The organism is Pseudomonas sp. GNP014 (genome assembly GCF_054344005.1).
In genome coordinates this window covers 1771172-1798128 of record NZ_JBTGUS010000001.1, presented here as the reverse complement: position 1 = coordinate 1798128, position 26957 = coordinate 1771172, and the positions used below count along the sequence as shown (strand labels likewise).

General features: G+C 60.5%; 20 protein-coding genes and 1 riboswitch. Of the genes, 3 read left to right on the top strand and 17 right to left on the bottom strand.

Translation table 11 applies throughout. The features are described 5' to 3' along the window. The first annotated feature begins 1 nt into the window (after position 1). Positions 2-1510: an AhpA/YtjB family protein gene (locus ACXX9E_RS08115; protein ID WP_458555264.1), complete on the top strand. Its 1509-nt coding sequence runs from the start codon at positions 2-4 to the stop codon at positions 1508-1510. Between the two features lie 678 nt (positions 1511-2188). On the opposite strand, the gene ACXX9E_RS08110 is transcribed toward ACXX9E_RS08115, so the two are convergent. The 9 genes from ACXX9E_RS08110 to ACXX9E_RS08070 all read right to left on the bottom strand — a co-directional run bounded on the left by ACXX9E_RS08110 (position 2189) and on the right by ACXX9E_RS08070 (position 11682). Further along, on the bottom strand, positions 2189-2899 hold the full coding sequence (locus tag ACXX9E_RS08110) for a PqiC family protein (RefSeq protein ID WP_123470874.1): 711 nt from the start codon (positions 2897-2899) through the stop codon (positions 2189-2191). 186 nt (positions 2900-3085) lie between these two features. Further along, positions 3086-5350, bottom strand: a complete 2265-nt coding sequence (parC, locus tag ACXX9E_RS08105) for a DNA topoisomerase IV subunit A (protein ID WP_003221074.1) — start codon at positions 5348-5350, stop codon at positions 3086-3088. Between the two features lie 7 nt (positions 5351-5357). Beyond that, positions 5358-5882: a retropepsin-like aspartic protease family protein gene (locus ACXX9E_RS08100; protein WP_123470873.1), complete on the bottom strand. Its 525-nt coding sequence runs from the start codon at positions 5880-5882 to the stop codon at positions 5358-5360. Further along, positions 5879-6868: an esterase-like activity of phytase family protein gene (locus ACXX9E_RS08095; RefSeq protein WP_458555263.1), complete on the bottom strand. Its 990-nt coding sequence runs from the start codon at positions 6866-6868 to the stop codon at positions 5879-5881. Before ACXX9E_RS08095 ends, ACXX9E_RS08100 begins: the two co-directional genes overlap by 4 nt. Further along, the gene (parE, locus tag ACXX9E_RS08090) at positions 6868-8775 is read right to left on the bottom strand and encodes a DNA topoisomerase IV subunit B (RefSeq protein WP_003221068.1); all 1908 of its coding nucleotides are present in this window, start codon (positions 8773-8775) and stop codon (positions 6868-6870) included. Before parE ends, ACXX9E_RS08095 begins: the two co-directional genes overlap by 1 nt. Positions 8776-8817: 42 nt before the next feature. After that, entirely contained in the window at positions 8818-9426 is a 609-nt protein-coding gene (locus tag ACXX9E_RS08085; RefSeq protein WP_123470869.1) for a YqiA/YcfP family alpha/beta fold hydrolase, read from the bottom strand. A 280-nt stretch (positions 9427-9706) separates the two neighbouring features. Then, positions 9707-10522 carry a 3',5'-cyclic-AMP phosphodiesterase gene (cpdA, locus tag ACXX9E_RS08080; protein WP_267798172.1) on the bottom strand — a complete coding sequence of 272 codons (816 nt, stop codon included), beginning with the start codon at positions 10520-10522 and terminating at the stop codon, positions 9707-9709. Between the two features lie 99 nt (positions 10523-10621). After that, positions 10622-11074 (bottom strand): DUF1249 domain-containing protein, encoded by a 453-nt coding sequence (locus ACXX9E_RS08075; RefSeq protein ID WP_007967395.1) that lies wholly within the window; start codon positions 11072-11074, stop codon positions 10622-10624. Continuing rightward, on the bottom strand, positions 11065-11682 hold the full coding sequence (locus ACXX9E_RS08070; RefSeq protein ID WP_128613697.1) for an NUDIX domain-containing protein: 618 nt from the start codon (positions 11680-11682) through the stop codon (positions 11065-11067). Before ACXX9E_RS08070 ends, ACXX9E_RS08075 begins: the two co-directional genes overlap by 10 nt. Positions 11683-11910: 228 nt before the next feature. On the opposite strand from ACXX9E_RS08070, the gene ACXX9E_RS08065 reads away from it, so the two are divergent. Continuing rightward, positions 11911-12657: an RsiV family protein gene (locus ACXX9E_RS08065; RefSeq protein ID WP_123470864.1), complete on the top strand. Its 747-nt coding sequence runs from the start codon at positions 11911-11913 to the stop codon at positions 12655-12657. Here ACXX9E_RS08065 and cytX read toward each other — a convergent pair. Together cytX and thiC are read right to left on the bottom strand one after the other, a co-directional pair. Continuing rightward, the gene (cytX, locus tag ACXX9E_RS08060; RefSeq protein WP_458555262.1) at positions 12626-13918 is read right to left on the bottom strand and encodes a putative hydroxymethylpyrimidine transporter CytX; all 1293 of its coding nucleotides are present in this window, start codon (positions 13916-13918) and stop codon (positions 12626-12628) included. The genes ACXX9E_RS08065 and cytX overlap by 32 nt on opposite strands. A gap of 104 nt (positions 13919-14022) precedes the next feature. Beyond that, positions 14023-15912, bottom strand: a complete 1890-nt coding sequence (gene thiC, locus ACXX9E_RS08055) for a phosphomethylpyrimidine synthase ThiC (protein ID WP_095138094.1) — start codon at positions 15910-15912, stop codon at positions 14023-14025. Positions 15913-16058: 146 nt separating this feature from the next. Next, a riboswitch (TPP riboswitch) is annotated at positions 16059-16164 on the bottom strand. 206 nt (positions 16165-16370) lie between these two features. Between thiC and ACXX9E_RS08050 the strand changes: the two genes are divergently transcribed. After that, positions 16371-17804, top strand: a complete 1434-nt coding sequence (locus tag ACXX9E_RS08050) for a TolC family outer membrane protein (RefSeq protein ID WP_123470860.1) — start codon at positions 16371-16373, stop codon at positions 17802-17804. 38 nt (positions 17805-17842) lie between these two features. Here the strand turns inward: ACXX9E_RS08050 and ACXX9E_RS08045 are convergent, their stop codons facing one another. From ACXX9E_RS08045 to ACXX9E_RS08020, 6 genes are read right to left on the bottom strand one after another with little or no spacing between them, the layout of a single operon-like run. Continuing rightward, positions 17843-18799 (bottom strand): IS1 family transposase, encoded by a 957-nt coding sequence (locus ACXX9E_RS08045; protein ID WP_148050943.1) that lies wholly within the window; start codon positions 18797-18799, stop codon positions 17843-17845. A 4-nt stretch (positions 18800-18803) separates the two neighbouring features. Then, positions 18804-19736, bottom strand: a complete 933-nt coding sequence (locus tag ACXX9E_RS08040) for a hypothetical protein (protein ID WP_458555261.1) — start codon at positions 19734-19736, stop codon at positions 18804-18806. Then, the gene (locus tag ACXX9E_RS08035) at positions 19733-20698 is read right to left on the bottom strand and encodes a hypothetical protein (RefSeq protein WP_447808135.1); all 966 of its coding nucleotides are present in this window, start codon (positions 20696-20698) and stop codon (positions 19733-19735) included. Before ACXX9E_RS08035 ends, ACXX9E_RS08040 begins: the two co-directional genes overlap by 4 nt. Then, the gene (locus ACXX9E_RS08030) at positions 20695-23967 is read right to left on the bottom strand and encodes a toxin VasX (RefSeq protein WP_458555260.1); all 3273 of its coding nucleotides are present in this window, start codon (positions 23965-23967) and stop codon (positions 20695-20697) included. The genes ACXX9E_RS08035 and ACXX9E_RS08030 overlap by 4 nt, the downstream gene beginning before the upstream one ends. Next, a complete protein-coding gene (locus ACXX9E_RS08025) occupies positions 23964-24797 on the bottom strand; it encodes a DUF4123 domain-containing protein (RefSeq protein ID WP_458555259.1) in 834 nt (277 codons plus the stop codon). The genes ACXX9E_RS08030 and ACXX9E_RS08025 overlap by 4 nt, the downstream gene beginning before the upstream one ends. Further along, a complete protein-coding gene (locus ACXX9E_RS08020) occupies positions 24794-26815 on the bottom strand; it encodes a type VI secretion system Vgr family protein (RefSeq protein WP_458555258.1) in 2022 nt (673 codons plus the stop codon). The genes ACXX9E_RS08025 and ACXX9E_RS08020 overlap by 4 nt, the downstream gene beginning before the upstream one ends. Positions 26816-26957: the final 142 nt, after the last annotated feature.

Here is a 26957-nt window from a genome sequence, read left to right as displayed (position 1 = left end):
AGTGAACCGGCCCACGCCAGTTAAAACCGATAACTTCTTCCTGCTGATCTTCCGTGCACTGCGCCACCGCCGTGTACCGATTGCATTGCGCATTGCCAGCCATAACGTGATCCTGGTCGCTCTGGCCCTGGTGATCTATGCCGGGGTGATGGGCTTGCAGTTCAAGCAGGCCATGCACGAGCAGGCCGATGCACTGGGCGAAAGCCTGACCACGCAGACCGCCACCTCCGCCACGGAGCTGTTGGTGTCCAACGACATCCTCAGCCTCAATGTGCTGCTCAACAACCTGACCAAGAACAAACTGGTGGCGCACGCGGCCATCTATAGCGTGGACAACCGCATCCTCGCCGAATCCGGTCAGCGCCCCAAGCACAGCCTGTTGGGCGAAGCCGAAGGCATGTACGAGAGCAAGATCACCTTCCAGGACGTGACCGCCGGGCAACTGCGCATCAGCCTGGACATGGATCAGTTCCAGCAGCCGATGACCATCAGCCTGCAGAGCATGGGCATTCTCAGTGCGATTTTGCTGGCGCTGTCGCTGGCCTTGAGCCTGCGCATGGGCCGCTACCTGTCCACGCCGCTGCTGCAATTGCGCGTATGGTTGCGCCATATCGACGAATTCACGCCGGGCACCGAGCGCCAGGACGAAATCGGTGATCTGGCCCGTCAACTGCACGCCAACTTTGCTCCGGAGCCGGCGCCGAAACCCGAGCCGGAACCCGAGTTCGAAGAAGAGGACGAACCCGAATTCGAAGTGCGCAACCTGCGCGATCCGAGCTTCGACGAAACCCGTCCGCTGGCCGCACAGAAGCCGGCGCCGCGCCACGTGGTCAGCACCGTTGAAGACGATGATGACGACGACGCCTTTGCCGATCTGCGCGACGAGTCGCTGGATGCCGCCCCGCAACCGGCTGCGCGCAAGGCCACACCCAACGTGCCACAGCACAGCGCCGTACTGGCCGTGCAACTCGGCTCGCAAGAACAACTGCGCCGCCTGCCACGCGCGCGCCTGGAGGAGCTGCTGGAGCGTTATCGCGACTGCCTCGATCAGGCCGCCTCGTTGTATCAGGGTGAAATCGAAACCCTCAACGACGGCAGCACGCTGATGCTGTTCCACAGCGAAGACAGCGGCGACGATTACCTGACCAACGCGATCTGCTGCGGCGAGCTGCTGCGGGCGCTGGGCCATCAGTTGCAGATCGAAGTCGCCGACAGCGGCATCACCCTGCAATTGCAGCTGGGTCTGACCCTGGGTGACGAGTTGTTCGGTCTGAGCCAGATCGACCTGCTGCTGACCGACTCTGCACAGGATGCCTTGGCCTTGTCGCAACACAGCCGCAATCTGCTGCTGGTCGAGCGCAAGATCAGTGACGATGCACTGATCCGCCAGCGTGCGCGGATCCGCCCGATTGCCAGCCCTGAAGGCGCTTGCTGCGTGGAGCGCTTGATGGAGCCTTATCCGTCGATGCTCGAGCGACAACTGGCGCGGATGCATGAACGTCGGGCGTAAGCCTTAGGCCAGAGGTACGAAAGCCCGCAGACACGCGAATGTCTGCGGGCTTTTTTGTTGCCTGCACTTTGCCCCTCACCCTAGCCCTCTCCCTCCGGGAGAGGGAACCGATCCGGGAATATTGAAGACCTGCAGCGACTTGAACGCCCAGCTGTGAATTCATAATCGCCAGGCGCTTTCAGGTCGATGCATAACCTCACCCCAGCCCTCTCCCTCGGGGAGATGGAACCGATTCGGGAATATTGAAGAGCTGCAGCGACTTGAATGCCCAGCTGTGAATTCATAATCGCCAAGCGTTTTCAGGTCGATGCATAACCTCACCCCAGCCCTCTCCCTCCGGGAATATTGAAGACCTGCAGCGACGTGAACGCCCCGCTGTGAATTCATAATCGCCAAGCGTTTTCAGGTCGATGCATAGCACCAGACACCTCGGTCAGTCCCCTCTCCCTCGGGGAGATGGAGCCGATTCGGGAATATTGAAGACCTGCAGCGACTTGAATGCCCGCTGTGAATCCATAATCGCCAGGCTCTTTCAGGTCGATGCATAGCACCAGACACCTCGGTCAGTCCCCTCTCCCTCCGGGAGAGGGTTAGGGTGAGGGGCTTGTGATCTCCCCCACCAAACCCCAGACACAACAAAGCCCGCACAAGGCGGGCTCTGTTCTGACTCGATCCGGCTTAGAAGCGGAACACTTCCATATCGGTGCGAATCGGCGAAGCCATCGGAATCTTTGGCTGCTTCTCGGCTTCCGCTGCCGGCGCGGCCGGTTTGGGTGCCGCTTTACGCGGTGCTTCAGCCACCGGCGGCTGATTGGCCAACGGTTTAAGCGCCACCGACAACTGCTCGGCCAGACGCTGCAGCAGAATGCCTTGCGCCTGAACCTGCGAAGCCGTGGTGCCGGCATGCAGCTCCTGCAGGTGGACGATGCGGTTATCGCGCACCTGACCACGACGGTCGATCAAGCGCCATTGCGCATCGAGGATCGCCGGTTGTTTCTCACCCGAGTCCAGACGCGTGATGGTCAGCAACACCTGCACATCCGGGGTAAAACCCAGGGTCGCCGGCGCCAGCACCACACGCTGGCTGTCGAGATGACCGGCCACCTGACGCATCAGCAATTGATCGATATCCGACGAAAGGCTGCCCGCCCAGCGACCGTCGGTCGCCGCTTGCAGGCTGCCGTCCGGTTGACGTTGCAGCAGGGTTTCACGTTGCAGGTAATCAGCAATGACTACCGGACCCAACAAAACCGCCATGCCTGCGCTTTGCGCAGGCTGAGCCGGACTTCCGCTGTCCAGCTGATACAGCGACACCGGCTGGTGAACGCTGCAACCCGCCAGGCCCAAAACGCCGGCGAGCAGGAAAATAAGGGGGCGCAGAGCAGTCATCATCCCGTCCAGGTGGCCGCCACAAGGCTGACCACAGTGAAAATACTCAATAAATATGAAGAACGCTCGGCCACGCCGGCGTTTGGAAAGGCCATATCATCCGTGAATATGCGTTCCGACTCCAGCGCCAAAGCGTCGATCTACGCGTTAAATCGTAGATCGACGCCTCTAGGTGGGCGTTTTCGCCTAATTGAGGTTTTCGACGAGCAGCGCATCCACCCTCTGGAAGCCCCTTGGCAGCTTGTTGCCACGACGGCCACGTTCACCCTTGTAGTGTTCGAGGTCGTCGGCCTTCAGCGACAGGGTCCGTTTTCCGGCCTGCAGCACCAACGTGGCGCCTTCCGGCAGTACGGCGATGTCCGTGACATATTCTTCGCGACTGGCCACACGCTCACCGGAAATACCGATGATCTTGTTGCCCTTGCCCTTCCCTAATTGTGGCAGATCGCTGATTTTGAAGATCAGCAGGCGACCTTCGGTCGTGACCGAGGCCAGCCAGTTCTGCTCACGATCGGCCACTGGCCGCGGCGCGATGACTTTGGCGTTGTTCGGCAGACTCAACAGGGCCTTACCGGCCTTGTTCTTGGCTTGCAGGTCTTCGCCTTTGACCACGAAGCCGTAACCGGCATCGGACGCGATCACATACAGCGCATCGTCTTCCGGCATCAGCACGCACTCGAACGTGGCGCCGGGCGGCGGCGTCAGACGGCCGGTCAACGGCTCGCCCTGGCCCCGGGCCGACGGCAAGGTGTGCGCGGCGACCGAATAGCTGCGGCCGGTGGAGTCGATAAACACTGCAAACTGGTTGGAGCGCCCCGCCGCCGAGGTCTTGAAGCCGTCACCGGCCTTGTACGACAGGCCAGTGGCGTCGATGTCGTGTCCTTTGGCCGAACGGATCCAACCTTTTTCCGACAACACGACAGTCACTTTTTCGTTCGGCAGCAGGTCGTGTTCGGTCAGCGCCTTGGCTTCTGCACGTTCGACGATGGGTGAACGACGGTCATCGCCATAGGTTTCAGCGTCTTTCAGCAGCTCGGTGCGCACCAGTTTCTTCAGCTTGGCTTCGCTGCCCAGCAGCGCTTGCAGCTTGGCTTGTTCCTTGAGCAGTTCGTCCTGCTCGTCGCGCAGCTTCATCTCTTCCAGTCGCGCCAACTGACGCAGACGGGTGTCGAGGATGTAGTCGGCCTGAATCTCGCTGAGGGCGAAACGTTCGATCAGCTTGGCTTTCGGGTGCTCCTCGGTGCGGATGATGTGGATCACTTCATCCAGGTTGAGGTAAGCGATCAGCAAGCCGTCCAACAGGTGCAGGCGACGCTCGACCTTGTCGAGGCGGAATTGCAGGCGGCGACGCACGGTCAGCACGCGGAATTCCAGCCATTCGACCAGCAACGCACGGAGGTTTTTCAGCTGTGGCTTGCCGTCCAGACCGATGATGTTGACGTTGACCCGGTAGGTCGACTCCAGCTCGGTGCTGGCGAACAGGTGCTGCATCAGCGCTTCGTGATCGACGCGGCTGTTGACCGGAATGATCACGATGCGGCACGGGTTTTCGTGGTCGGATTCGTCACGCAGGTCAGCGATCTGCGGCGCTTTCGACGGCTTGGCTTGCATCAGCGCGGCGATCTGCTCCAGCACCTTGGCCCCGGAGACCTGGTGCGGCAACGCGGTGACGATGATGTCGCCGTCCTCGACGTGGTACACGGCGCGCATGCGCACCGAGCCCTTGCCGGTTTCGTACATTTTCAGCAGGTCGGCGCGCGGGGTGATGATTTCCGCTTCGGTCGGGTAGTCCGGGCCCTGAATGTGTTCGCAGAGCTGTTCGACCGTGGCTTTCGGCTCATCGAGCAGGCGCACGCAGGCAGTGGCGACTTCGCGCAGGTTGTGCGGTGGCACGTCGGTGGCCATGCCCACGGCGATACCGGTGGTGCCGTTGAGCAGGATGTTCGGCAAACGTGCCGGCAACACCAGCGGTTCCTGCAGGGTGCCGTCGAAGTTCGGGCCCCAGTCGGCGGTGCCCTGGCCCAGCTCGCTGAGCAGCACTTCGGAATAGCGCGACAGACGGGCTTCGGTGTAACGCATGGCGGCGAAGGACTTCGGATCGTCCGGCGCACCCCAGTTGCCCTGGCCGTCGACCAGTGTGTAGCGATAGCTGAACGGCTGAGCCATCAGCACCATCGCTTCGTAGCACGCCGAGTCGCCGTGCGGGTGGAACTTGCCGAGCACGTCACCGACGGTACGCGCCGATTTCTTGTGCTTGGAATCGGCATCCAGCCCCAATTCGCTCATGGCGTAGACGATACGCCGCTGTACCGGTTTCAGGCCGTCGCCGATATGCGGCAAAGCACGGTCCATGATCACGTACATGGAGTAGTTGAGGTAGGCATTTTCGGTGAAGTCAGCCAGCGAGCGGCGTTCTACACCGTCCAGGCTGAGATCAAGGGAGTCGCTCATGCGGGCCTCATCGGTTCGTTGTCTGGCGCAGCAGCATGGTGCCACCGCGCTGGGTAAATTCAAGTTTGTTCAGGGCGCTCATGCCGAGCAGCACCTGATCGCCATGCAGCCCCGGCGCCACCAGTGCGCGGACGTCCCGCAGCACGATGTCGCCCAGTTGCAGGCGGTCGATTTTGGTCCGGTAGCCCTGGCTCAGGCCGTTGGCCGTGCTCAGGGTTACACCGAAACCCTCTTCCAGTTTCAACCGTTTGGCCAGATCCGCCGGGATCGCCACATCGGTGGCGCCGGTGTCGAGCATGAACTCCACCGGCTCACCGTTGATCTGGCCGCTGGCGACAAAATGCCCTTGGGCGTTGCCGGCCAGCTTCACTTCGATCACGCCGTCATGCTGCTCGGACGTGATCACCACGTTCGGATTCTGCTGGCGCTGCTCCCACTGGCCAAAAAACCGCGTCGCCAGAAACAACGCCGCGCACCAGGCCAGAATCATCAATACCCGGCCGGCGCGCTTGCCCGGCGGTTGCTGGCTCACGGCTTGGCGCTCCAGCCACCTTCAGGCGCAGCGAAGCGCCAGACGATCGGGCGTTTCTCGCCATCGGCGCGGACGCCGTCGTTATTGTCCAGGCCAATCCACGCGCCGTCGGCGTCCACCACCAAGGCTTCCGCCAGACCGTAGGCCTGGGAATAAAGCCGTTGTGGCTGCAAGGCCTCTTCAGCAAACGACCAGCAGCGTTCGACCTTGGCCGTCACCGCATCGCGCCGACAGACCCTGAACGCATTGCGCTCAAGGGTGAACAGCTTGCCGTTGAACAGCGACAGGTCGGCGAAATCACGGCTGACGGCGCGAGCCTTGGGGAACTGCGGTGGCTGCATCTCCACCCCGGCTTCGCTGAGCAAAACGCAGCCGCCGTGGCAATCCCAGACCGTTTGCTGACGCTTGATCTTCAGCAGGCCACGCCGTTCACGCTCGGCCGCCAGCCACATTTCATCGCCCGCCGGGTTGATCGCCAGGCCTTCGAACAGCGCATTGAAGTGCAGCAACATGCCGCTGGCCCGAGCCTCCTTGACCAGCATCGGCGAGATTTTCAGCCACGATGCCGTCCCCTCGGGCGACACCTGCAGCACCGCCGCATGGGCTTCGCTGACGATGTAGCGGTTACCGGCGCTGTCGCAGGTGATGCCTTCGAAATCGAGGTCGCCGCCACGGATGAACGACGCCGCCCAGGTGCGCGAACTCAAGCCCCACGGCAAGCCGCTGTCGGGTACTTTCGGCACGTCGAGGTGCACGGTTTCGGCCTGCCAGACCTGATCGCCCGTATTCAGGCGATAGATCTGCTCGTCATCACGGTCGGACACCGTCCACAAATCCTTGCCGCACACCGCCAACCCCGAGAGGTTGCCGCCGCGCATGCCGTCGACCGGATGCTCGGCCAGCAGCTTCAACTCGGGCGCCGGCTCGGCCGCCACCGTCATCGAGCCCAGCAGCAACGCACATGCCAGGGCGACGCCGAAGCGCATCAGGCCAGCACCTCGGCGAGGTTGCCCTTGGATTCGAGCCAAGTCTTGCGGTCACCGGCGCGTTTCTTCGCCAGCAGCATGTCCATCATTTCCGAGGTCTCGGCGAAATCATCGCCCAGCGTCAGTTGCACCAGTCGCCGGGTGTTCGGGTCCATGGTGGTTTCACGCAGCTGCGGCGGGTTCATTTCGCCCAGACCCTTGAATCGGGTGACCTGTGGCTTGCCGCGTTTCTTTTCGGCCACCAGACGGTCGAGAATCCCGTCGCGCTCGGCTTCGTCGAGGGCGTAGTAGATCTCTTTGCCGAGGTCGATGCGGTACAGCGGCGGCATCGCCACGTAGACGTGACCGGCATCCACCAGCGGGCGGAAATGCTGGACGAACAAGGCGCACAGCAGCGTGGCGATGTGCAGACCGTCGGAGTCGGCGTCGGCGAGAATGCAGATCTTGCCGTAGCGCAGCTGGCTCATGTCTGCGGCGCCGGGATCGACACCGATGGCCACGGCGATGTTGTGCACTTCCTGGCTGGCCAGCACTTCGCTGCCATCGACTTCCCAGGTGTTGAGGATCTTGCCGCGCAACGGCAGGATCGCCTGGAATTCCTTGTCCCGCGCTTGCTTGGCAGAACCGCCGGCGGAATCACCCTCGACCAGGAACAGCTCGGAACGCATTGGGTCCTGCCCGGCGCAATCGGCCAGTTTGCCCGGCAGCGCCGGCCCCTGGGTAACGCGCTTGCGCTCGACCTTCTTGCTGGCCTTGAGGCGGCGACCGGCGTTGTTGATCGCCAGTTCGGCCAGGGCCAGACCGGTTTCCGGGTTGGCGTTGAGCCACAGGCTGAAGGCGTCCTTGACCACACCGGAGACGAACGCCGCCGCTTCACGGGACGACAGGCGCTCTTTGGTCTGGCCGGAGAATTGCGGCTCCTGCATCTTCATCGACAGCACGAAAGCGATGCGTTCCCAGACGTCTTCCGGCGCCAGCTTCACGCCACGCGGCAGCAGGCTGCGGAATTCGCAGAACTCGCGCATCGCGTCGAGCAAGCCCTGACGCAGACCGTTGACGTGGGTACCGCCCTGCGCCGTCGGGATCAGGTTGACGTAGCTTTCCTGCACCGCGTCGCCACCTTCCGGCAACCACAGCAGCGCCCAGTCGACCGCTTCTTTATTACCGGCCAGGCTGCCGCAGAACGGCTCGTCCGGCAGGCGTTCGAATTCGCTGACCGCGTCCACCAGGTAGGAGCGCAGGCCGTCTTCGTAATGCCATTCGACTTTCTCGCCGGTGCCTTTGTCTTCGAAGCTGACCAGCAGCCCCGGACACAGCACAGCCTTGGCCTTGAGCACGTGCTTGAGGCGGCTGATGGAGAATTTCGGTGAATCGAAGTATTTCGGGTCCGGCGCGAAGTACACGCTGGTGCCGGTATTGCGCTTGCCGACGGTGCCGACGATTTCCAGTTCGGTGGCTTTGAAGCCATCGGCGAAGGTCATCTGGTACTCGTTGCCGTCACGCTTGACGCGCACCCGGACTTCGGTCGACAAGGCGTTGACCACGGAAATACCCACCCCGTGCAGACCGCCGGAGAACTGGTAGTTCTTGTTGGAAAACTTGCCGCCCGCATGGAGTTTGGTGAGGATCAGCTCAACGCCCGACACGCCCTCTTCCGGGTGAATGTCGACCGGCATGCCACGGCCGTCGTCGCTGACTTCCAGCGAGTGATCGGCGTGCAGGATCACCTGCACCGATTTGGCGTGGCCGGCCAGGGCTTCGTCGACGCTGTTGTCGATGACTTCCTGGGCAAGGTGGTTCGGCCGACTGGTGTCGGTGTACATGCCGGGGCGTTTGCGCACCGGGTCGAGGCCCGAGAGGACTTCGATGGCGTCGGCGTTATAAGAGCTAGCGCTGGGAGTGGCCATAGGGTCTCGTCGTCAGTGATTCAATGAAAAAGGGGCAAGACTTCACAGTGCGGTGAAATCAATTGCCTGATACAAATCGGCGCCAATGCCGGCAAAACTCAGCAATGCCGGCAATTGCCCGGCAAACCCCTGGAAACTATGGTCGCCGCCGGCCTGAATCCGCAGGGCACAGGCCCGGTAATACTGCTGGGCGAGGCGATAATCCAGTGTTTCATCGCCGGTCTGCAACCACACCTGATAACGCTGCGCGTCCTGTGGTGCCGGCACTTCCAGCTCGGCCAGGGCCGTCACATGGTCGTGGGTAAGTTCCCAGGTCTCATCGGTATACAGGTTTTTCTGCGTGCCCAGGTACCCGTCAAACATCCGGTGTGGACTGACGGCCGGGTTGACCAGCAGGGCTTTCAAGCCGTGGCGCTCGGCCAGGTGAGTCGCATAGTAGCCGCCGAGTGAGCTTCCCACCAGCAACGGCCGACCCAGTTCGGCAATCGCCTGCTCCAACTGACCGATGGCTTCACGCGGGTGGTGATGCAGGGCCGGGACACGCAACTTGTCGCTCAAACCCAGCTGCTCCATGACCGCGACCAGCTGACAGGCCTTTTTCGAGGCCGGGGCGCTGTTGAAACCGTGGATATAGAGGATCGAACCGGACATTTGAGCTCCCTGAGTGTCGGTTTGGGTTTGCGGAGTTTACAGGGAGAGAAGAGTGGATTGGGGGTGGTTTCGAGAAATTGCTCGCTCAGCAGGGTCGGCCCTCACCCTAGCCCTCTCCCAAAGGGAGAGGGGACTGATTGGGGGATATTTCGGAAGTACGCCGACCTGAAAGAGCTTCACCGAATCCACAATCGACACAATCTTTCAGGTCGATGCATAACGCCAGACACCTCGGTCAGCACCCTCTCCCTCTAGGAGAGGTGAGGGGCTTTTGATCTGATCAGTAACCGTCGGAGCCGTAATCGACAGTGAAGGAAAAACCGGTCACACGTTCAATACCAGTTTCCAGACGCCCATCCGGCAACAACCGCAACCAGCGATACCCCGGCGCCTGCTCACCGACCTTGAAGTCATCACTCCCCGGCTCGAACTGAATGCACGTCGAAGGCGAGGCCAACAGGCGCACGCCGTTGCGTTCGCGGTCGATTTCCTGGTGCACATGCCCCCACAGCACCGCGCGAGCCTGTGGAAAACGATCCAGCACCTCGAAAAACGCCTCTGGATTGCGCAAACCGATCGGCGCCATCCACGCACAACCGATCGACACCGGATGATGGTGCAGGCACACCAGATGATGGCGCTCCGGCGCTTCGCTCAGCGAACGGGCCAGCAGTTGCAACTGGTCGTCCTGCAAATACCCCGGCACCGAACCCGGCACCGCCGAATCGAGCAGCGTCACCCGCCAGTTACCGATATCGACTACCGATTCCAGCAACGCGCTCTGCACGGCAGCTTCGGCCATGATCATCGGTTCGTCGTGATTGCCGGGGATCCACCGCGCCGGGGCAGCGATCTGCGCGCTCATCTGGCGAAACTGCTGGTATGACTCCAGTGTGCCGTCCTGGGAGATATCGCCGGTGGCCAGAATCAGGTCGATCTGCGGCTGCTGCCCCAGCACCAATTCGATGACCTTTTGCAGGCTTTGACGGGTGTTCATGCCCAGCAGCGTGCTATCCGCTTCAGCGAATAAATGGCTGTCGGACAACTGCACCAGCAACGCCGCATCGGCAGTGGTCAACGTGGATACGCTCGGCAAGGCGCTCTCCCAGGGCAAAAGCACGGAATCGGTCAGGTGCCGCAATTATGCTGGGGGATGAGCGAAAGGGGAAACCGACGAACCGGACGCAGTTCACAACTAGCGAACGACTTCGTACTCGTGCCCCAGGGCCAGACAATGGCTCAGCCATTCCCCCAGGAACAGATTGAGCTGGGCCTTTTCATCCGGCTGATGCATCGCGGCGTTCGGGTAAGGATAGATGCCGCGAAAGCGTCGTGCATGTTCGGCGCTGATCACTTCGGCCATGCGCGCGTCGTGATAGACCTGAACCTCCAGTTGCGGCACCGGCAACCACGGCAGGCTGTGTTCCTGACGCACCTGCAACGTGGTGGTGTACGGACAGGTCTGCAGCACTTCGAGGGCCAGTACGCCGAGCATCTGCTCGCCCTGGGTCACGGCAATGCGCCGTGCCTCGGGGTCATTGCGCATGTCCGGCACCAGTCGCATCAGGCGCGCGTAGTTGGCCTCGCAGGCAGCTTGCAGCCCCGCCAGGTCAACCCGATAACGATCGCGCAGCTTGTTTACGACCATAGCCCCCTCACTTCGGCGCGGTTGAGCGCCAGCCACTGCAAGGCGATGATGCTCGCCGCATTGGCAATGCGTCCGTCACGGACAGCCTGCAAGGCATCTTCAAAGGCCCAGACCGTGACGCGGATATCTTCTGCCTCTTCCTCCAGCCCATGCAGGCCGCCTACGCCTTCGGTGCTGCAACGCCCCAGAAACAAGTACACGAATTCGTTGCTGCCACCCGGCGACGGGAAATATTGGGTCATCGGCCACAGGGCCTTGATGTCCAGTCCAGCTTCCTCCTGCGCCTCGCGGTGAGCAACCTCTTCCGGCACTTCTGCCTTGTCGATCAGACCGGCGACCAGTTCCACCAGCCACGGGTTGTCGGTCTTGCCCAGGGCGCCGACGCGAAACTGCTCGATCAGCACCACTTCGTCGCGCTGCGGATCGTAAGGCAGCAGGCACACCGCGTCGTGACGCACGAAGACCTCACGGTCGATCTCGCGACTCATGCCGCCAGCGAACAATTCATGGCGCAGGTGCAAACGGTCGAGCTTGTAGAAACCCTGGTAGCAGCGCTCGCGCTTTACGACATCAACGGTGGCCGGCGTGGCGTTGGCAAAATCAGTCATGAACATCCTCTTTACTGCAAATCCGATACGAGGTTCCTTGTTGTCACTGGCAACCCCGACTTCGCGCCATCCTAACGCGCTCGTGATGATTGATGCAGCCCCTTTACCGTCAGCGGGATGGACGGTGGCGGCGAAACCCACTCTAATTAGCTTAGTGGCGAACTGACTGCTTCGGCGAGAGTCGAAGCGGATAACTTTTTGCCTTCCCCTGTTTCAGAAAGGACGCCCATGTCGCTTTTCAAAATTGCCTCTGTGGCCGCCATCGCCCTGACCCTGGGCGCCTGCGCCAACCTGTTCCAGCCCAACTACCGCACGCCGCTGGAAACCACCCGCGACGCATCGGAAACCCTGAAACCCGGTTGCTCCAACCCGGACTGCCCGCTGGTGAACATCGACACCCTGCACTTCCCGGCCGAGCCTGCCCTGGACGGCATTATCGAAAAACGCCTGCTGCAAATGACCCGCACCGAGGCGAATGAACCGGTAGCGCCAACGCTGGCGGCCTATCGCGAGCAGTTCCTGCGCACCGCTGGCCCGCGCAACAGCAGCTATTTGCAGGCCAAGGTACGCGAACAGCATGACGGCTTGGTGATCATCGAGCTGTCGAGCTACCTCGACACCGGCGGCGCCCATGGCACCCCGGGTCGCGGTTTCATCAACTACTCGCGCCAGCAGCATAAAGTGCTGAACCTGTCGGACATGTTGCTGCCGGGTCAGGAAGAGGCGTTCTGGAAGGCCGCGCAAGTGGCGCACAACAGCTGGCTGATCAGCACCAAGCTCGATCAGGAAGCCGAGTTCGTGAAGAACTGGCCGTTCGTGAAAACCCCGAATGTGGCGCTGACCTACGGTGGTGTGATCCTCAAGTACGACGTGAGCACCCTCGCGCCTTACGCGCTGGGCCACGTCGAACTGAAGATTCCTTACCCGCGTCTGAACGGCATCGTCAAACCCGAGCTGTTTCCGGGCCGTAACTGAAGGCTCGACCGAGCACCAGTTGCAACAGCCCTGCCAGCACCAGTGCCGGCAGGGTCGCACCGACGTCCGGATACAAGTTCGCCAGCAAGTGGTAGGTGCTGATCCCGCCCAGCCACGCCAACAGCGCCGGCCAGCGCAATGCGGCTGACGCGACCTGAGCACTGCGCTTGCGCAGGATGAAGTGATCCACCAGCACCACGCCGAACAGCGGCGCGAACACCGAGCCGATCAGCAACAGGAAATTCTGGTACTGCGCCAATGGCGCCAGCAGCGCGATCAGCGTGCAAAGCACGCCGATGGCCAAGGCCAGATGCTCGACCTTCAAGCGCAGCAGAATCCCGCTCGATACCGCCGCCGAGTGAATATCGGCAAACGCGTTTTCCGATTCGTCGAGCAGAATCAGCAACAGCGGAATCCCCAGGCCGGCACCGGCCAAAGCCAGCAGCAACGCATTGACTTCACCGCTCGGCGCGAACGCCAGCGTGTAGGCCACGCCGAGGCTCATCAGCCAGAAATTGCCGATGAAGAAACCGATGGCCGTGCCACCGAAGACGTTCTTCGCACGCTTGCCGAAACGCGAATAGTCAGCGATCAGCGGCAGCCACGACAGCGGCATCGCAATGGCAATGTCAAAGCCCACGGCCAACGGCATCGAACCGTCCCCGGCACGCGCCCAGAGTGCCGCCAGATCGGCCTTGGCAAACAGGTTCCAGGTCAGCCAGATGCACGCGGCGAGGATCAGCCAGATGCCCCACTTGCGCAGGATCTTGCGCACGAAGGTCAGCGGCCCGCTGACCGCGAGCAAGGTGGCCAGCGCACCGAAGCACAAGGTCCAGAGCATCGGACTGGCCCACAGCGAACCTTCGCTGAACGCCCGGGTGCCGAGCAGGCTGGCGGCGTCGCGCATGACGATGATTTCGAACGAGCCCCAACCAATCAGCTGCAGCAGGTTAAGCAGCGCCGGCAGGCTCGCGCCTTTACTGCCGAGGCTGAGTTTCAGCGCGGCCATCGACGACAGGCCGGTGTCGCTGCCGATCACACCCACAGCAGCCAGCAGCAGAACGCCGACCAGAGTGCCGAGGAAAATTGCCAGCAGTGAACCCGACAAGCCCAGACCGGGCGCGAGCAAGGCACCGGTCTGCAACACCATCAGGCCGATGCCGAGGGAAAACCACAGGGAAAACAGATCGCGACCGCCGAACACACGCTTGTCAGCGGGCACGGCGAGGTCGGGGGAATAAGTGCTGGGTTGAATGCTCAAGGGGGTTGATCTCACAGGAGTGATAGCTACAAGTTGCAAGCCACAAGCGGCAAGAAAAAGCAGGTTTCGCATCTGCTTTTATCTTGCTGCCTGTAGCTTGCCGCTTACACTTTTTTATAAAGCTGACTGCCTTCCTTCTTGAACCGCTCGGCCTGTTCCGCCAAGCCTTGGGCGACGTCCACGTCGACCGCGTCGATCCGCTGGTTGGCCGCGTATTCGCGGACTTCCTGAGTGATCTTCATCGAGCAGAATTTCGGCCCGCACATCGAGCAGAAGTGCGCGACCTTGGCCGAATCCTTCGGCAGGGTTTCATCGTGATACGAACGGGCGGTGTCCGGATCGAGGCCGAGGTTGAACTGGTCTTCCCAACGGAATTCGAACCGCGCCTTGCTCAGGGCATTGTCGCGAATCTGTGCGCCCGGGTGGCCCTTGGCAAGGTCGGCGGCATGTGCGGCAATCTTGTAGGTGATGATCCCGGTTTTCACGTCATCCTTGTTCGGCAAGCCGAGGTGCTCCTTCGGCGTCACGTAGCAGAGCATGGCGCAACCGAACCAGCCGATCATCGCCGCCCCGATACCCGAGGTGATGTGGTCGTAGCCCGGCGCAATGTCGGTGGTCAGCGGGCCGAGGGTGTAGAACGGCGCCTCGTCGCAGCACTCGAGCTGCTTGTCCATGTTCTCTTTGATCAACTGCATCGGCACGTGCCCCGGGCCTTCGATCATGCACTGCACGTCGTGCTTCCAGGCAATCTTGGTCAGCTCGCCGAGGGTTTCCAGTTCGCCGAATTGCGCTTCGTCGTTGGCGTCGGCTATCGAACCCGGACGCAGGCCGTCGCCCAGCGAGAAGCTGACGTCGTAGGCCTTCATGATTTCGCAGATTTCGTCGAAGTGGGTGTAGAGGAAGTTCTCTTTGTGGTGCGCCAGGCACCACTTGGCCATGATCGAACCGCCACGGGAAACGATGCCGGTCACGCGCTTGGCGGTCAGCGGCACGTAGCGCAGCAACACGCCGGCGTGGATGGTGAAATAGTCGACGCCCTGCTCGGCCTGCTCGATCAGCGTGTCGCGGAACAGCTCCCAGGTCAGGTCTTCAGCAACGCCATTGACCTTCTCCAGCGCCTGGTAGATCGGCACGGTACCGATCGGCACTGGCGAGTTGCGGATGATCCACTCGCGGGTTTCGTGAATGTGTTTGCCGGTGGACAAGTCCATCACGGTGTCCGAACCCCAGCGAATGCCCCAGGTCAGTTTCGCCACTTCTTCTTCGATGGACGAACCCAAAGCGCTGTTGCCGATGTTGCCGTTGATCTTCACCAGGAAGTTACGGCCGATGATCATCGGTTCCAGTTCGACGTGGTTGATGTTCGCCGGAATGATCGCGCGGCCACGGGCGATTTCTTCGCGAACGAATTCAGCGGTGATTTCTTTCGGGATGCTCGCACCGAAGCTGTGGCCGGCATGTTGTTGGTTCAACAGGCCAGCGGCGCGGGCCTCTTGCAGCTTCATGTTTTCGCGGATGGCGACGTATTCCATCTCGGCGGTGATGATGCCTTTGCGCGCGTAGTGCATCTGGCTGACGTTGGCCCCGGCCTTGGCGCGGCGCGGGTTGTTGACGTGGGCGAAACGCAGCTTGGTCAGTTCCGGGTCGGCGAGGCGTTCCTGGCCGAAGTTGGAACTCAGGCCTGGCAGACGCTCGGTGTCGCCACGGTCGTCGATCCACGCCGAACGCACGTCACCCAGGCCTTTGCGCACGTCGATCACCACGTTCGGATCGGTGTACGGGCCCGAGGTGTCATACACGGTGACCGGCGCGTTGATTTCGCCGCCGAAGTCGGTCGGCGTCACATCGAGGGTGATTTCGCGCATCGGCACGCGGATGTCCGGGCGCGAGCCCTGAACGTAGACTTTTTGCGAACGGGTGAACGGCTGAACCGACTGCTCATCGACCTTGGCCGAGTCACTCAGGTTGATCGCGTTTTTTGCTTTTGTAGTCATCACGGGCTCTCCAGACAGCATCCAGGCAATGGATTGTCGGAGCAGAACCTGAAAGGCACGGACGCACCAGGACCGGTGCTGTGCATCGTCGTCGAGCGTTCGATTGTCGAACAATATCCCGGACGAAGCACAAGAGGACTCGCCGGGTGACGAGAAATCTTGTTCCCTACGCAGGCGCTAACCTGATCAGGTTCAACGGGATCCGAAATTATTCGATCTCAGCCTCATAGCAAGGCACCCCGACAAGAACCCGGCCAGTCTAGACACAACCGACAAAGAACGCCAACACCGCAGCAAACACCATGATGAATGGCGCAATTACCGGGACTTGCAGGATTGTTGCCGCACGATTGCACAACTACACTCGCTTTGCCCTGTGCGCCTTGACGCTGCGGGAGCTGCGCCTTAGCCTTGGCGCGCACATTATTTTCGTAATATTTCTTGCTAGGGATCGCCTCATGCTGCGCAAACTTTCACTGGCTCTTGCCGTGTCTTGTGCGTCCAACGCAATGGCCTGGGCAGCAGAAGCGCCCTTGTCGACCAAGACCGATCTGGTCAGCGTCTATCAGGAAGCCGTCGACAACAACGCCGATCTGGCCGCTGCCCGCGCCCAGTACGGCGCGCAGAAAGAAGTGGTGCCACAGGCTCGCGCAGGGTTGCTGCCCAACCTGTCCGGCGGCGCCGAAGTCGCCGACGTGCGCACCTCGATCGACCAGCCTTCGGCCAATGCCACTCGCAGCGCGCATTCCTATCAGGCAACGCTGGCTCAGCCATTGTTCCGCGCCGACCGCTGGTTCCAGTACCAGGCGGCCAAGGACGTCAACGAGCAGGCCGCGCTGCAACTGTCGGCCACCGAGCAGAACCTGATCCTGCAATCGGCCGAAAGCTATTTCAACGTGCTGCGCAGTCAGGACAATCTGGCCTCGACCAAGGCTGAAGAAGCCGCGTTCAAGCGTCAGCTCGACCAGTCCAACGAACGCTTCGATGTGGGCCTGTCGGACAAGACCGACGTGCTGCAATCGCAAGCCAGTTACGACACCGCGCGCGCCAACCGCATCGTTGCCCAGCGTCAGGTCGACGATGCCTTCGAAGCACTGATCACCTTGACCAACCGTCAGTACAACTCGATTCAGGGCATCGTCCATACACTACCGATCCTGCCGCCGGCGCCGAACGACGCCAAGGCCTGGGTCGACACCGCCGCCAAACAGAACCTCAATCTGCTGGCGAGCAACTTTGCGGTCAGTTCCGCCGAACAGACCCTCAAGCAGCGCAAGGCCGGCCACTTGCCGACCCTCGACGCCGTGGCCAAATACGAGAAAGGTGACAACGACGCCCTCGGCTTCGCCAACCCGAACGCCTTCGGCACCCCCTACGGTGGCAACGTCGATCAGCGCACGCTGGCCTTGCAACTGAACATCCCGATCTACAGTGGCGGACTGACCAGCTCGCAAGTGCGCCAGTCCTATGCGCAACTGGATCAGAGCGAGCAGCAGCGTGAAGCCCTGCGCCGGCAGGTCGTCGAAAACACCCGCAACCTGCACCGCGCGGTCAATACCGATGTCGAGCAGGTGCAGGCGCGCCGCCAGTCGATCATCTCCAACCAGAGCGCCGTGGAAGCCACGGAAATCGGCTATCAGGTGGGTACACGCAACATCGTCGATGTGCTCGATGCCCAGCGTCAGCTGTACACCTCGGTGCGCAACTACAACAACACCCGCTACGACTACATCCTCGACAACCTGCGCCTCAAGCAGGCGGCAGGGACGTTGAACCCGGGTGACCTGCAGGACCTGACGCGCTATCTCAAAGCCGACTACAACCCGGACAAGGACTTCTTGCCGCCGGATCTGGCCAAGGCCGCCGAGGCACAGCTCAAGGCCCGGCCTTAATCCAGAAACCCGCAGAAATGCGGGTTTTCGTTGCCTGATCATTGTCGCCAGACAAATCCGCCCTTGCGCCGCCCTTGCGGATAGATGGACCGCTGCGCCTTGTCCAGATGACCACCTTGGCGCACGAAACTGACCGCTTCATTGTTTCGCCGACTACGCATCCAGGTGATCCATCCCAGTAGCTCAGCGTGCCCCAACGCTTCGATCAATAACAAAAACTGTCGCCGCCAGCGTGTACTGGCCCCCATGCCCAGCCCGGAACTGCGCTTGAGATCCGGGATGCTTTGACCATTCATCACCCCTTTCACGAAGTCTAGCCAGAGGTCAGGCCGGATCATCCCTTCCAATGGCGTTCCAGACAGAATGGAAAAGCAGGTCACACAGGGATCACATTTGAACTTGGGACGAATCCCTGTGATTCGATAGGTTCGATCGCCTTTACACTTGGGGCATATCGCGTGCCGGGCATTGAGCATCGTGTCGATCCAGGCCATGACCGCTTGCTGCTGCGCAGCAATATGCTCGGGGGCTTGCAGGTTTTCCCGGTAATGTCGCGTCGTCCACCACTGATACAACTCAGGGCACTCTTCGGCCATCACCTCGCGGGTTGCTTTGCCCCAACTGAAATAGACCTTATGGTTCATTCCCAGACGAGGCGCTATCTGGACACTGGACCAGCCGGCCAACAAGTAAAGCGCAAACGTGGACCACAGCTCCATACGGCGCAGATTGGCGAACGGCGTATCGCTCAGACTGTTGCAGCCTTTCTGACATGAGCCGCAGTAGTAGTACGGTAGCCGACGGGCCGGATGAGTCTGGCAGGTCAGATTGGTGTTACTACACCATGGGCAAAACTTCACTCGCCGATACGGCAATTCGTGCAGATAGCGGATCAACCGATTGGCGTCGGGCCGCAGGTGCATCGGGAGACGGACCTCGTAGTCCGGCAAATCGCCTTGTCCGGGGATGGGCAGATCGGGCAGTCGAGACGTCATTGGCTCAGCACCGATTCATCAGCAAGGCTTGCTCGGCTAGCTCAGCTTCGCGCTGAGCGATGGCAGCTTCCAGCTCTGGGGAACGTTTGGCCCAGTCATCCGCAGGGAGTGGTTTTGACCATTCGATGATGTCGGGATGGGGCAATTCCGGTGGGTGGGAAAGCTTCCAGTCCTGCAGCTTTTCCGCCAGATAAGTGCCCAGAAGCGTTATGCAGAAAACTCCCCACAGGACGCTCAACACTTCCCCTTTGCGCAAGTCGACAAGGAGCGATCCGATTTGGGTTTCTTCGTAAGGCGCGATACCCACTCGACTGTCGGGGACGGCCTCAGGTCCGATTTCCATGTAACTGCGTATGCACTCCCACAATGCCATCGCGGTAGTGCCGCCGCCGCAGTTGAAGCCTAGGGAAAAGTGTTTGTTGTCTTCCGTGGCGTGCGGGTCTGGATTTTCGAGACCGATGACCAGCAGACCCATTGTGGCTTTACCGGCCTGACTGACGGATGACTGCTGGGTGGCGGCGGCCGTTACGGTTTCCCACGGGACAATCCAGTATCCACCGTTGTCGCGGGGCACGCAGACTTCGCGGCGTTGGCGGTTGAAGCGTATGGGTAAGGGGACTTCGCGGATGAGGCCTTGGATTAGAAAGAAGGTTGGCACTCCAATAATGAACGCGGTCATGACCGCAAAAATATGCATTTCATCGTGATCATTCCTGAACAGATATCCCATGAACGCAAACAACACCACCATTGGCCAAAGCACCATCACCGCCGAGCCGATGCTGTAGTTACCAATGTCGAGAAACACATCGTTTTTGCGCCAGATGGCGTTGAGCACATCACAAGGCTTTTCACCCGTAGGAATGGGCAACGGCGCCAAGTAATCATTGCGCGAAAACATCCCTTTTTTCGTAGTGCCTGCCGGTGGCGTACTCATGCCTGTGCCTCAACTCGTCCGGCCAACTCGGTTTCGCGTTTGGCAATGGCCTCTTCCAACTCGGCGGAACGTTTGGCCCAATCATCCGCTGGGAGTGGTTTTGACCATTCGATGATGTCGGGATGGGACAGATCCGGGGGAGGCGATAACTTCCACTCTTGCAACATCATTGCCAGTGGGGCACCCAAAAGCACCGCACCGATGACCAGCCACGCCGCCTTGCCAACTTCTTGCGCGACCAGATGCTGTCTGATGCCATCCACATATTCACAACAAATCCCCCAGAAGACGCTTCGGCCTCGCAGCTTTTCTCGACCACCCTCAAAGTCATTTGTCTGTGGCAAAACTTGCGGGCCAATTTCCATGTAACTGCGTATGCATTCCCACAAAGCCATCGCGGTAGTGCCGCCGCCGCAGTTGAAACCTAGGGAAAAGTGTTTGTTGTCTTCCGTGGCGTGCGGGTCTGGATTTTCGAAACCGATGACCAGTAGACCCATTGTGGCTTTGCCGGCCTGACTGACGGATGACTGCTGGGTGGCGGCGGCTGTTACGGTTTCCCACGGGACGATCCAATATTCACCGTTGTCGCGGGGGACGCAGACTTCGCGGCGTTGGCGATTGAAGCGCATGGGTAAGGGGACTTTGCGGAACAGGCTTTGGATCAAAATCAGCGTAGGGACACCCAATATAACGGCCCCTAGGATCAAAACATCTCGGCTGTAATCAGGGTCGAGATTTCGAGTAAAAAAAGAAATAGCTAAAAACACCATCATCGTCGGCCACATCACCATCACGGCCGAGCCGATGCTGTAGTTACCGACATCGAGAAATATCTCATTTTTGCGCCAGACGGTATTAAGCACATCACAAGGCTTTTCACCCGTAGGAATAGGCAATGGCGCCAAGTAATCATTACGCGAGAACATCCTTTTTTCCGTTGTTCCTGCCGGTGGCGTACTCATCGCTTGTCCTTCGGCTGCAGGTAAATAGCTCCAGGGTGATCCTCACCGAGTGGGTATTTCGGGACACGGTCAAGTTCAGGCGTTGGGTCGGCTCGCAGCGCTATGACACCCGTTGAGTTGTTCAAGGTAAAAGCCAAACCTCGCTCCCCGCCGATAAAACTACGAGCACCGAGTATCCCGGTCAGAGGCGTGCGATAACGCAACCTTAGCGACAACGTGCCAGGTGGTGTGCTCAGTAAGTCTTTCACCTCTTTGAAAGGGCCACTTATACGCAGCCCATGGCCTTCCTCGATCGGTATCCACTGACAGAGGGTGCCCGGCAACCAGTAGGGCGTCATATCGCGCCACGGACGGGGAGGTTTGAAATTGCCGGTCCGACTGTTTTTGATCAAATATCGGTTTTCGAGAGTATCCACCGGGTCACCGATCATGCTCAGTTCCAGGTAGACACTGCCTGGCTCGGCGCCCGGCAAGTCGATGGTCAGAGAATTAATGGCACTGACGAAAGCCAGGCCGGAACGGCCATTATCAGGCGCCGGATCAGAACTGCTTTGCATGGTGACCCGAGGCGTATAGAGGATGAGGTACAAACGGTCGAGTTCGTCCTGCTGGGCTTTAGGCGCAATGGGTTCCAAATCGTTAGCTCGCGCTTTAGACCAACAGCAGTTGTTCAGGAAGTTTTGCAGCGGCGTTTTCTCGAAAATCCAGGCAGTCAGATACAGCAAGCCTAATCCAGCAATAATCCAGTTCAGCGGCCCCATGTACAGCGTGTAACGCAAGATTGCGACTTCGGCTGTTATCGAACCAGCCAACGCTCTCATCGTGTAAGAAGCTCCCAGTATTGCTTGGGCACTAAATGCGGTCACTTGTCCTCCTACCGCAATTTGGCGCATTTGCAGCCAGGGATCAGTCTGACTCTGGGAGTTTTCAAATCGCTTTTGCAAGGATCTGAATTCTTGATACGCAGCACCCGCCGACAACCCACCAATCACCCCACCAAACAACGTTAAAGTCGGAGCGATTGACCGGCCCCGACCAAACTCCTTAACCCCCAACCCCATCCTCACCTGACTATCCACCACCGCCACCAACGCCGCCGCCCCATACAAACTCGCCGATACGGTCTCATTCACCCGCCGGGCCTCCATCCCCTCCAGCACCCCGGCCTCGCGCAAATAGTTCTGCACATTCACCACGTTCAGCAACAACGCGGCCAGCGGCACCACTCCCCCGCTGTTGACCACCACCGGCGAATTCACAATCCGTTCCACTCGCCCAACGCCAATCGCTTTCCCCGTCTTGCTCACCCATTCATCCAACGCCTCGGCCCGTTGCCCCAACAATTTCCACGCCGGGCGCACGCCCTCGGTCACGAATTGCAAACGGCTCTCAGCGCCCAACCTCGCGGCAATAAAAATGCTCATCCAGGACGCGCTGAAGCCCTTGTCACCCTTGAGCAGCAGCAACGCCGCGCCCAGCCGATTGACCAGCACGCTCCATTGGCTGCCGGCATCCCGAGCCATGCTTGCGATGTGATCAAGCACTGCCACGCTCAACGGCGCCAGGGCCTGATGGGTGGCGCTGAGGTTGTCGGCGGACAGTGCGGCCATCAACTCGCCGAGGCGCGAGGCGTTGTTGACCGCCGCTTCGAGCGACGGCGTCCAGGCGTGGAACAACTGCCGGAGTGCGCCACCGTCGGCGGTGCGCACGTAGTCGGCGTATTGCTCGGCGCCCTGGGCGCGGATGCATTGCGCGGTCAGGCAACCGGTGGCGAGTTCGGTCAGCCATTGGCGGGTTTCGAGGTCGTCGTAATCGACAAACCAGGTGCCGCTGGCGGAGCGTTTCAGGTACACGCCACGGTCGGCGAACAGTGCGGTGTGGCGTTGTTCGAGTTGTTGATAATGCGCAGCGGCGGTGTCAGTGAACCAGGTGTTCATGGCGTCGAGGTCGATGTACTCGCCGACCTTGGCGCTGAACGCATGGCTGTTGAGGTTGGCGTGTTTTTGCGCGCGATATTCACGGACAACGGCCTCTGCCTCGTAGTACAGGTCCGCCGGTATAAACGCCCGCACCGGGCCGACAATCGCCGCGATCCGCGCATCACGAGCCGCAGCTTCGACCTGAGTCGGCCGACCGCCGTACTGACGGGCGCGGGTTTCAGCCCTGAGTTCCTCATTCAGCCGATCCTGGGTGTCGAGCATGATCTGGCCCTGCTCGGGCGTGAGGCTGATGTCGCGATCCTTGTAGCGATAACTGAGATTACCGGCCAGTTCGGCGCCATCTTCAGTGATCAGACTGCGCACAAACCCGCCGATGCTCAGGCGCAGATTGTTTTCGCCCAACCATTTTTCGTGGCCGGTTTCCAGCCATTCCTGTTCGTGGTTGATGTCGCGCAACACACCCAGATCGTCGTCCAGGCAGGCGAAGACAGCGAACAGCCCCCCGGTGTGTGCCTGGGCGTTTTCCAGCCAGTCCCGCGTGCCCTGCCCGTCCCATGGCTCGGCGCTCCATTCGCCCGGTGGCTCGTCACTGGCGTCGGGATATTGATCGAGAACTTTGTGACGCTCACGAATACGATGCCTGGCGTCTGTGTAGGCCTTGATGTTGGTCGGGGTCGGGTTCTCTAACAGCGTCGCGCCGAGTGCGTCGGTGTCCTCGGCGTTTTTTTGCTGATCGGCTTTCATCGACCGGGCGTAGCTGTCAGGGATGAGTTCGGCCATGACCTCGTCGGCCTTCTGCAGCGGTGGGCAGTGCGGGGCCTGTAATTCGTCGGCCACCGTGCGCAGGGCAATGTGGCGCATATGCTGGCTGCGTTTGGCGCTGCTGTCGCTCAGCGACTGGCAGTGCTTGGCGTTTAACGGGAACTCGCTGTAAAGCATCCAGGCGTCGTGGATTTTTTGCAGCGCCAGGCCCGTCAATGTCGCGTCGAGTACCGGAGTGGCCGCCGCGTCCAACGCCTGTTCCTGCAACAGCCCCTGTGGCGAAACAGCAAAACGCTTGAGCGGCCCCTGATGCTGCCAGAGGTACACAAACCCTGCCCGCAAACGACGTGCGGCCATCGGCCGACTCTCGGGCGCGATAGCGGGAACGCAACAAACGTGCTCAGATTTTTCGTGCGCCAGCGCGTAGCGAACCGGTACGACAAACAGTTCGGGCTGACTGGCAGGGCATGGATGCACCAGGCCGTTGATGTCCACGTGGGGCTGGGCTTTGGCCGCGCGTTCGGCCTGAGCGGCCTCATCGACCATGGCCAGTTTTTCGGCGCTCATCGCGTGAAGTCCTTGTCGTTCAGTAACTGGTGCGTCAATGCACGGTTGAGGTTGTCCAAGCGCTGGCGCGGCAAGAGTCCAGGTTCGGCCAGTAACTGCCTGTATGCAGCGTGCTCAGGGCCATCGGGGAAGTCAGCGCCCAACACCACACAGAAACGCACCCAGAGAAAGACTTCATCGACGGCACTGAAGCCGCTACGTGCAGCACTGGCCTGACAGTCCATGGCCCACTGCTGCAAAGCAGTCGAAGCCAGTGAACCAAGGGATTTGGGGAAGTGACATTGACCGTATTCGATCAATTGCCGGGCGAAACACTTGCGTTTGGCAGTGTTCAGTTGATCGAGTTGTTCCGCTGTCAGCAGCAACCACGGCTTATCCGCATACGGGATCGCAGGTTGCTCGGTTTGCTGATGGATTTGTGACTCCGGCAGACGGATCAGCCGTACCGGCCCCATCAACCTATCCCGTTCGGGCGCGGGCAAGTCCATCAGCCACAACGCGGTGATACGGGGGTCGTAGAACCGAAAGAAAACCGTCGCTGCCCCCTCGACTCGGGCATGGATCAAGCTGCGCAAATGCTCCTGCACCTGACTCTCATCGGCCGCCGACTCCAGCCAGATGCCCGCCGTTTCGCTCCACTCCTGCGAAAAAACCTTTGCCAGCGGGCTATCGGGCACGACGCCGATCAGCACGGGGCCGACACTTTCCATATGACTGTAAGCGGTGCGCTGATAAAGCGAGTGAACCGTCGCGCCGCCCGTCATTTCAAACAGACGATCCGAAAGGTTTTCGATCTGGACTCGATCCAGCAACAGGTAAGCCCGATTCATGCGTTCACCTGCGCCAGTTTTTCGCACACGGCGCAGACTGAAGCGGCTTGCTCTGCGGCCTGAGCCAGCGCGGCTATTTGCGGGGTGATGGACAGCGCGATCAGCACCTGTGAATCGTCGGGCACTGCCGCCAACGCGGTCTGCGGCGCGACACCTGTCATCGGCGCGCCCCCCTCGACGATGGCCACACTGCTGAAGATTCCGCCCGCATTGATCACGAGGTGATGGCCGCCAGCAGTCAGCGTCAGGCTCGTGCCGGCATCAATCACCACCTGACTGGCCGTAACCCGCGCATGCGGGCCGGCCTGAATCACCAGCGTGCCTTGCGCCGTGGTGCTGCTGTTGCCGCTGATGCTGAGCAGGTCGTCGCGGCCGATCACGGTGTTGCGCGTCCCGTCGGTGGTGTGGCGCTCGTCAGCCTTGATCAGGCTGGTGCTGTGGTTGTCCACCTGCTCGAAACGGTCGCGGCGGATTTGGTTGTGGCTGTCGTTGAGGATCAGTTGTTCGAAATCACGTTCGGCGCGCAGGTAGATTTTTTCCTGGCCGGCGCGGTCTTCGATCATCAGTTCGTTGTAACCGCCGGTGTGCGGTGAACTGTGGCTGCGCAGTACGGTTCGGGTCTTCTGTTCGGGCAAGGTGCAGGGCGCAGACTTGACCTTGTTGGGCACGCAACCGGTGATCAGCGGTTTGTCCGGATTACCTTCGAGAAAGGTCACCACCACTTCCATACCGATGCGTGGAATCGTCACCGAACCGAAGCCTTCCCCGGCCCAACTCGACGACACCCGAATCCAGCAACTGCTGCGCTCGCTGTTGAGTTCGGCGCGGTCCCAGTTGAATTCGCACCTCACTCGGCCATATTCGTCGCAATAGATTTCTTCACCGGGAGGCCCCGTGACCCGTGCGGTCTGGCAGACCAGCGGACGGCGCGGTGTCGGCAGCGGCGCACGAAACACCACCTCGGCAGGAATCACGCTGAAGGTGTTGCGATAACCCTGAGTGAAACCGTCGGTGTCTTTCGTGTCGCTGGTAATCGCTTCCTCAAGCACCTGAGGCTGTCGCCCAGTGTGAGATACGCTGAGCAACAGCCACAGATCATTGCAGCTTTTGCGCGGGTGTTCGGTCAGTTCGAACAGATGGCCGCAGCGCAGATTTGCCTGATCGCTTTGACCCTGGCCCAATTCATAGTCGCTGCGATGGCGCTCCAGCGCCTGCCGGGCCCATTGCTTGCCGGACTTTTCGTTCTCGATCAACAGCGGATAGCGGTAATCCTCCAGCGTCGGGGTGAACTCGGCGGTGAAGCGGCTTTCGATCAGCAGGCTCGGCCGCTTGAGGTCATAGTCGCGGCGAGTAACGGTGCTGGTGCGTGTGCTTTTGCGCACGCTGAAACGGCTGACCACCGGATGCTCCGCAACCATCCCGCTATCTTGCTGATACGGCGTGGCGCCGAGGGTGGGCAGAAACACCTGATCGTCGGTGAACACCAGCAAATGGCCCTCCGCCGAGTGCTGGTGATGCCAGGCGATGCCGTCTTCGGCGCACAGGCGCTGGATGAATTCCAGATCGGATTCGCCGTACTGAGTGCAGTAATCACGCGGCGGGTTCGCCGTGACATGAAAGGTAAAGGCATCACCCTGAATGCCATGTCCTTTGAGTACCTGCGCGATGATCTGCGGCACCGTGCGCTGCTGGAAAATCCGCTGATCGTGGCTGAACTGCAAGTAATGCAGCGCCGGCACCAGCGTCAGGTGATAACGGGTCAGGCGCTTGCCGGCCTCACCGACCAGGACGTCTTCGATACGCCCATGAATACCTTCACCGTTGTGGCCAAACTGCAAAAACGCAGGCTGGCTGAGCAGGCGTTCCAGATCGAAATCCGGGTGCTCGCTAACCAGTTCGATGTGGAAGGTATAGAGGGTGCTGATCGCTTCGGTGCCATTGAACGCCAGCACCTGAAAGTCGTGACGGATAGCAGGAATCTGCAACGCAAAATGCGCGGCATTGGCCGACCGGAACATACGCTTATCCTTAAGCAAAGAGGAAAAGAGCGCGATGTCCAAACCGTCCTTGGTTCGTGCTCGCGAAAACTGGCCAGCACGCTAACAAGACGAAAAAAAGATAGATGTAGGGGGATTCCCCAAAGCCTGAAGGACACTTCCT

What these genes read in the sequence shown, in the direction of transcription:
- ACXX9E_RS08110 (WP_123470874.1), bottom strand. Translation starts at nt 2,899, where the DNA reads ATGACTGCTCTGCGCCCCCTTATTTTCCTGCTCGCCGGCGTTTTGGGC.
- parC (WP_003221074.1), bottom strand. Translation starts at nt 5,350, where the DNA reads ATGAGCGACTCCCTTGATCTCAGCCTGGACGGTGTAGAACGCCGCTCG.
- ACXX9E_RS08095 (WP_458555263.1), bottom strand. Translation starts at nt 6,868, where the DNA reads ATGCGCTTCGGCGTCGCCCTGGCATGTGCGTTGCTGCTGGGCTCGATG.
- parE (WP_003221068.1), bottom strand. Translation starts at nt 8,775, where the DNA reads ATGGCCACTCCCAGCGCTAGCTCTTATAACGCCGACGCCATCGAAGTC.
- ACXX9E_RS08085 (WP_123470869.1), bottom strand. Translation starts at nt 9,426, where the DNA reads ATGTCCGGTTCGATCCTCTATATCCACGGTTTCAACAGCGCCCCGGCC.
- ACXX9E_RS08075 (WP_007967395.1), bottom strand. Translation starts at nt 11,074, where the DNA reads ATGGTCGTAAACAAGCTGCGCGATCGTTATCGGGTTGACCTGGCGGGG.
- ACXX9E_RS08070 (WP_128613697.1), bottom strand. Translation starts at nt 11,682, where the DNA reads ATGACTGATTTTGCCAACGCCACGCCGGCCACCGTTGATGTCGTAAAG.
- ACXX9E_RS08065 (WP_123470864.1), top strand. Translation starts at nt 11,911, where the DNA reads ATGTCGCTTTTCAAAATTGCCTCTGTGGCCGCCATCGCCCTGACCCTG.
- thiC (WP_095138094.1), bottom strand. Translation starts at nt 15,912, where the DNA reads ATGACTACAAAAGCAAAAAACGCGATCAACCTGAGTGACTCGGCCAAG.
- ACXX9E_RS08050 (WP_123470860.1), top strand. Translation starts at nt 16,371, where the DNA reads ATGCTGCGCAAACTTTCACTGGCTCTTGCCGTGTCTTGTGCGTCCAAC.
- ACXX9E_RS08045 (WP_148050943.1), bottom strand. Translation starts at nt 18,799, where the DNA reads ATGACGTCTCGACTGCCCGATCTGCCCATCCCCGGACAAGGCGATTTG.
- ACXX9E_RS08040 (WP_458555261.1), bottom strand. Translation starts at nt 19,736, where the DNA reads ATGAGTACGCCACCGGCAGGCACTACGAAAAAAGGGATGTTTTCGCGC.
- ACXX9E_RS08035 (WP_447808135.1), bottom strand. Translation starts at nt 20,698, where the DNA reads ATGAGTACGCCACCGGCAGGAACAACGGAAAAAAGGATGTTCTCGCGT.
- ACXX9E_RS08030 (WP_458555260.1), bottom strand. Translation starts at nt 23,967, where the DNA reads ATGAGCGCCGAAAAACTGGCCATGGTCGATGAGGCCGCTCAGGCCGAA.
- ACXX9E_RS08025 (WP_458555259.1), bottom strand. Translation starts at nt 24,797, where the DNA reads ATGAATCGGGCTTACCTGTTGCTGGATCGAGTCCAGATCGAAAACCTT.
- ACXX9E_RS08020 (WP_458555258.1), bottom strand. Translation starts at nt 26,815, where the DNA reads ATGTTCCGGTCGGCCAATGCCGCGCATTTTGCGTTGCAGATTCCTGCT.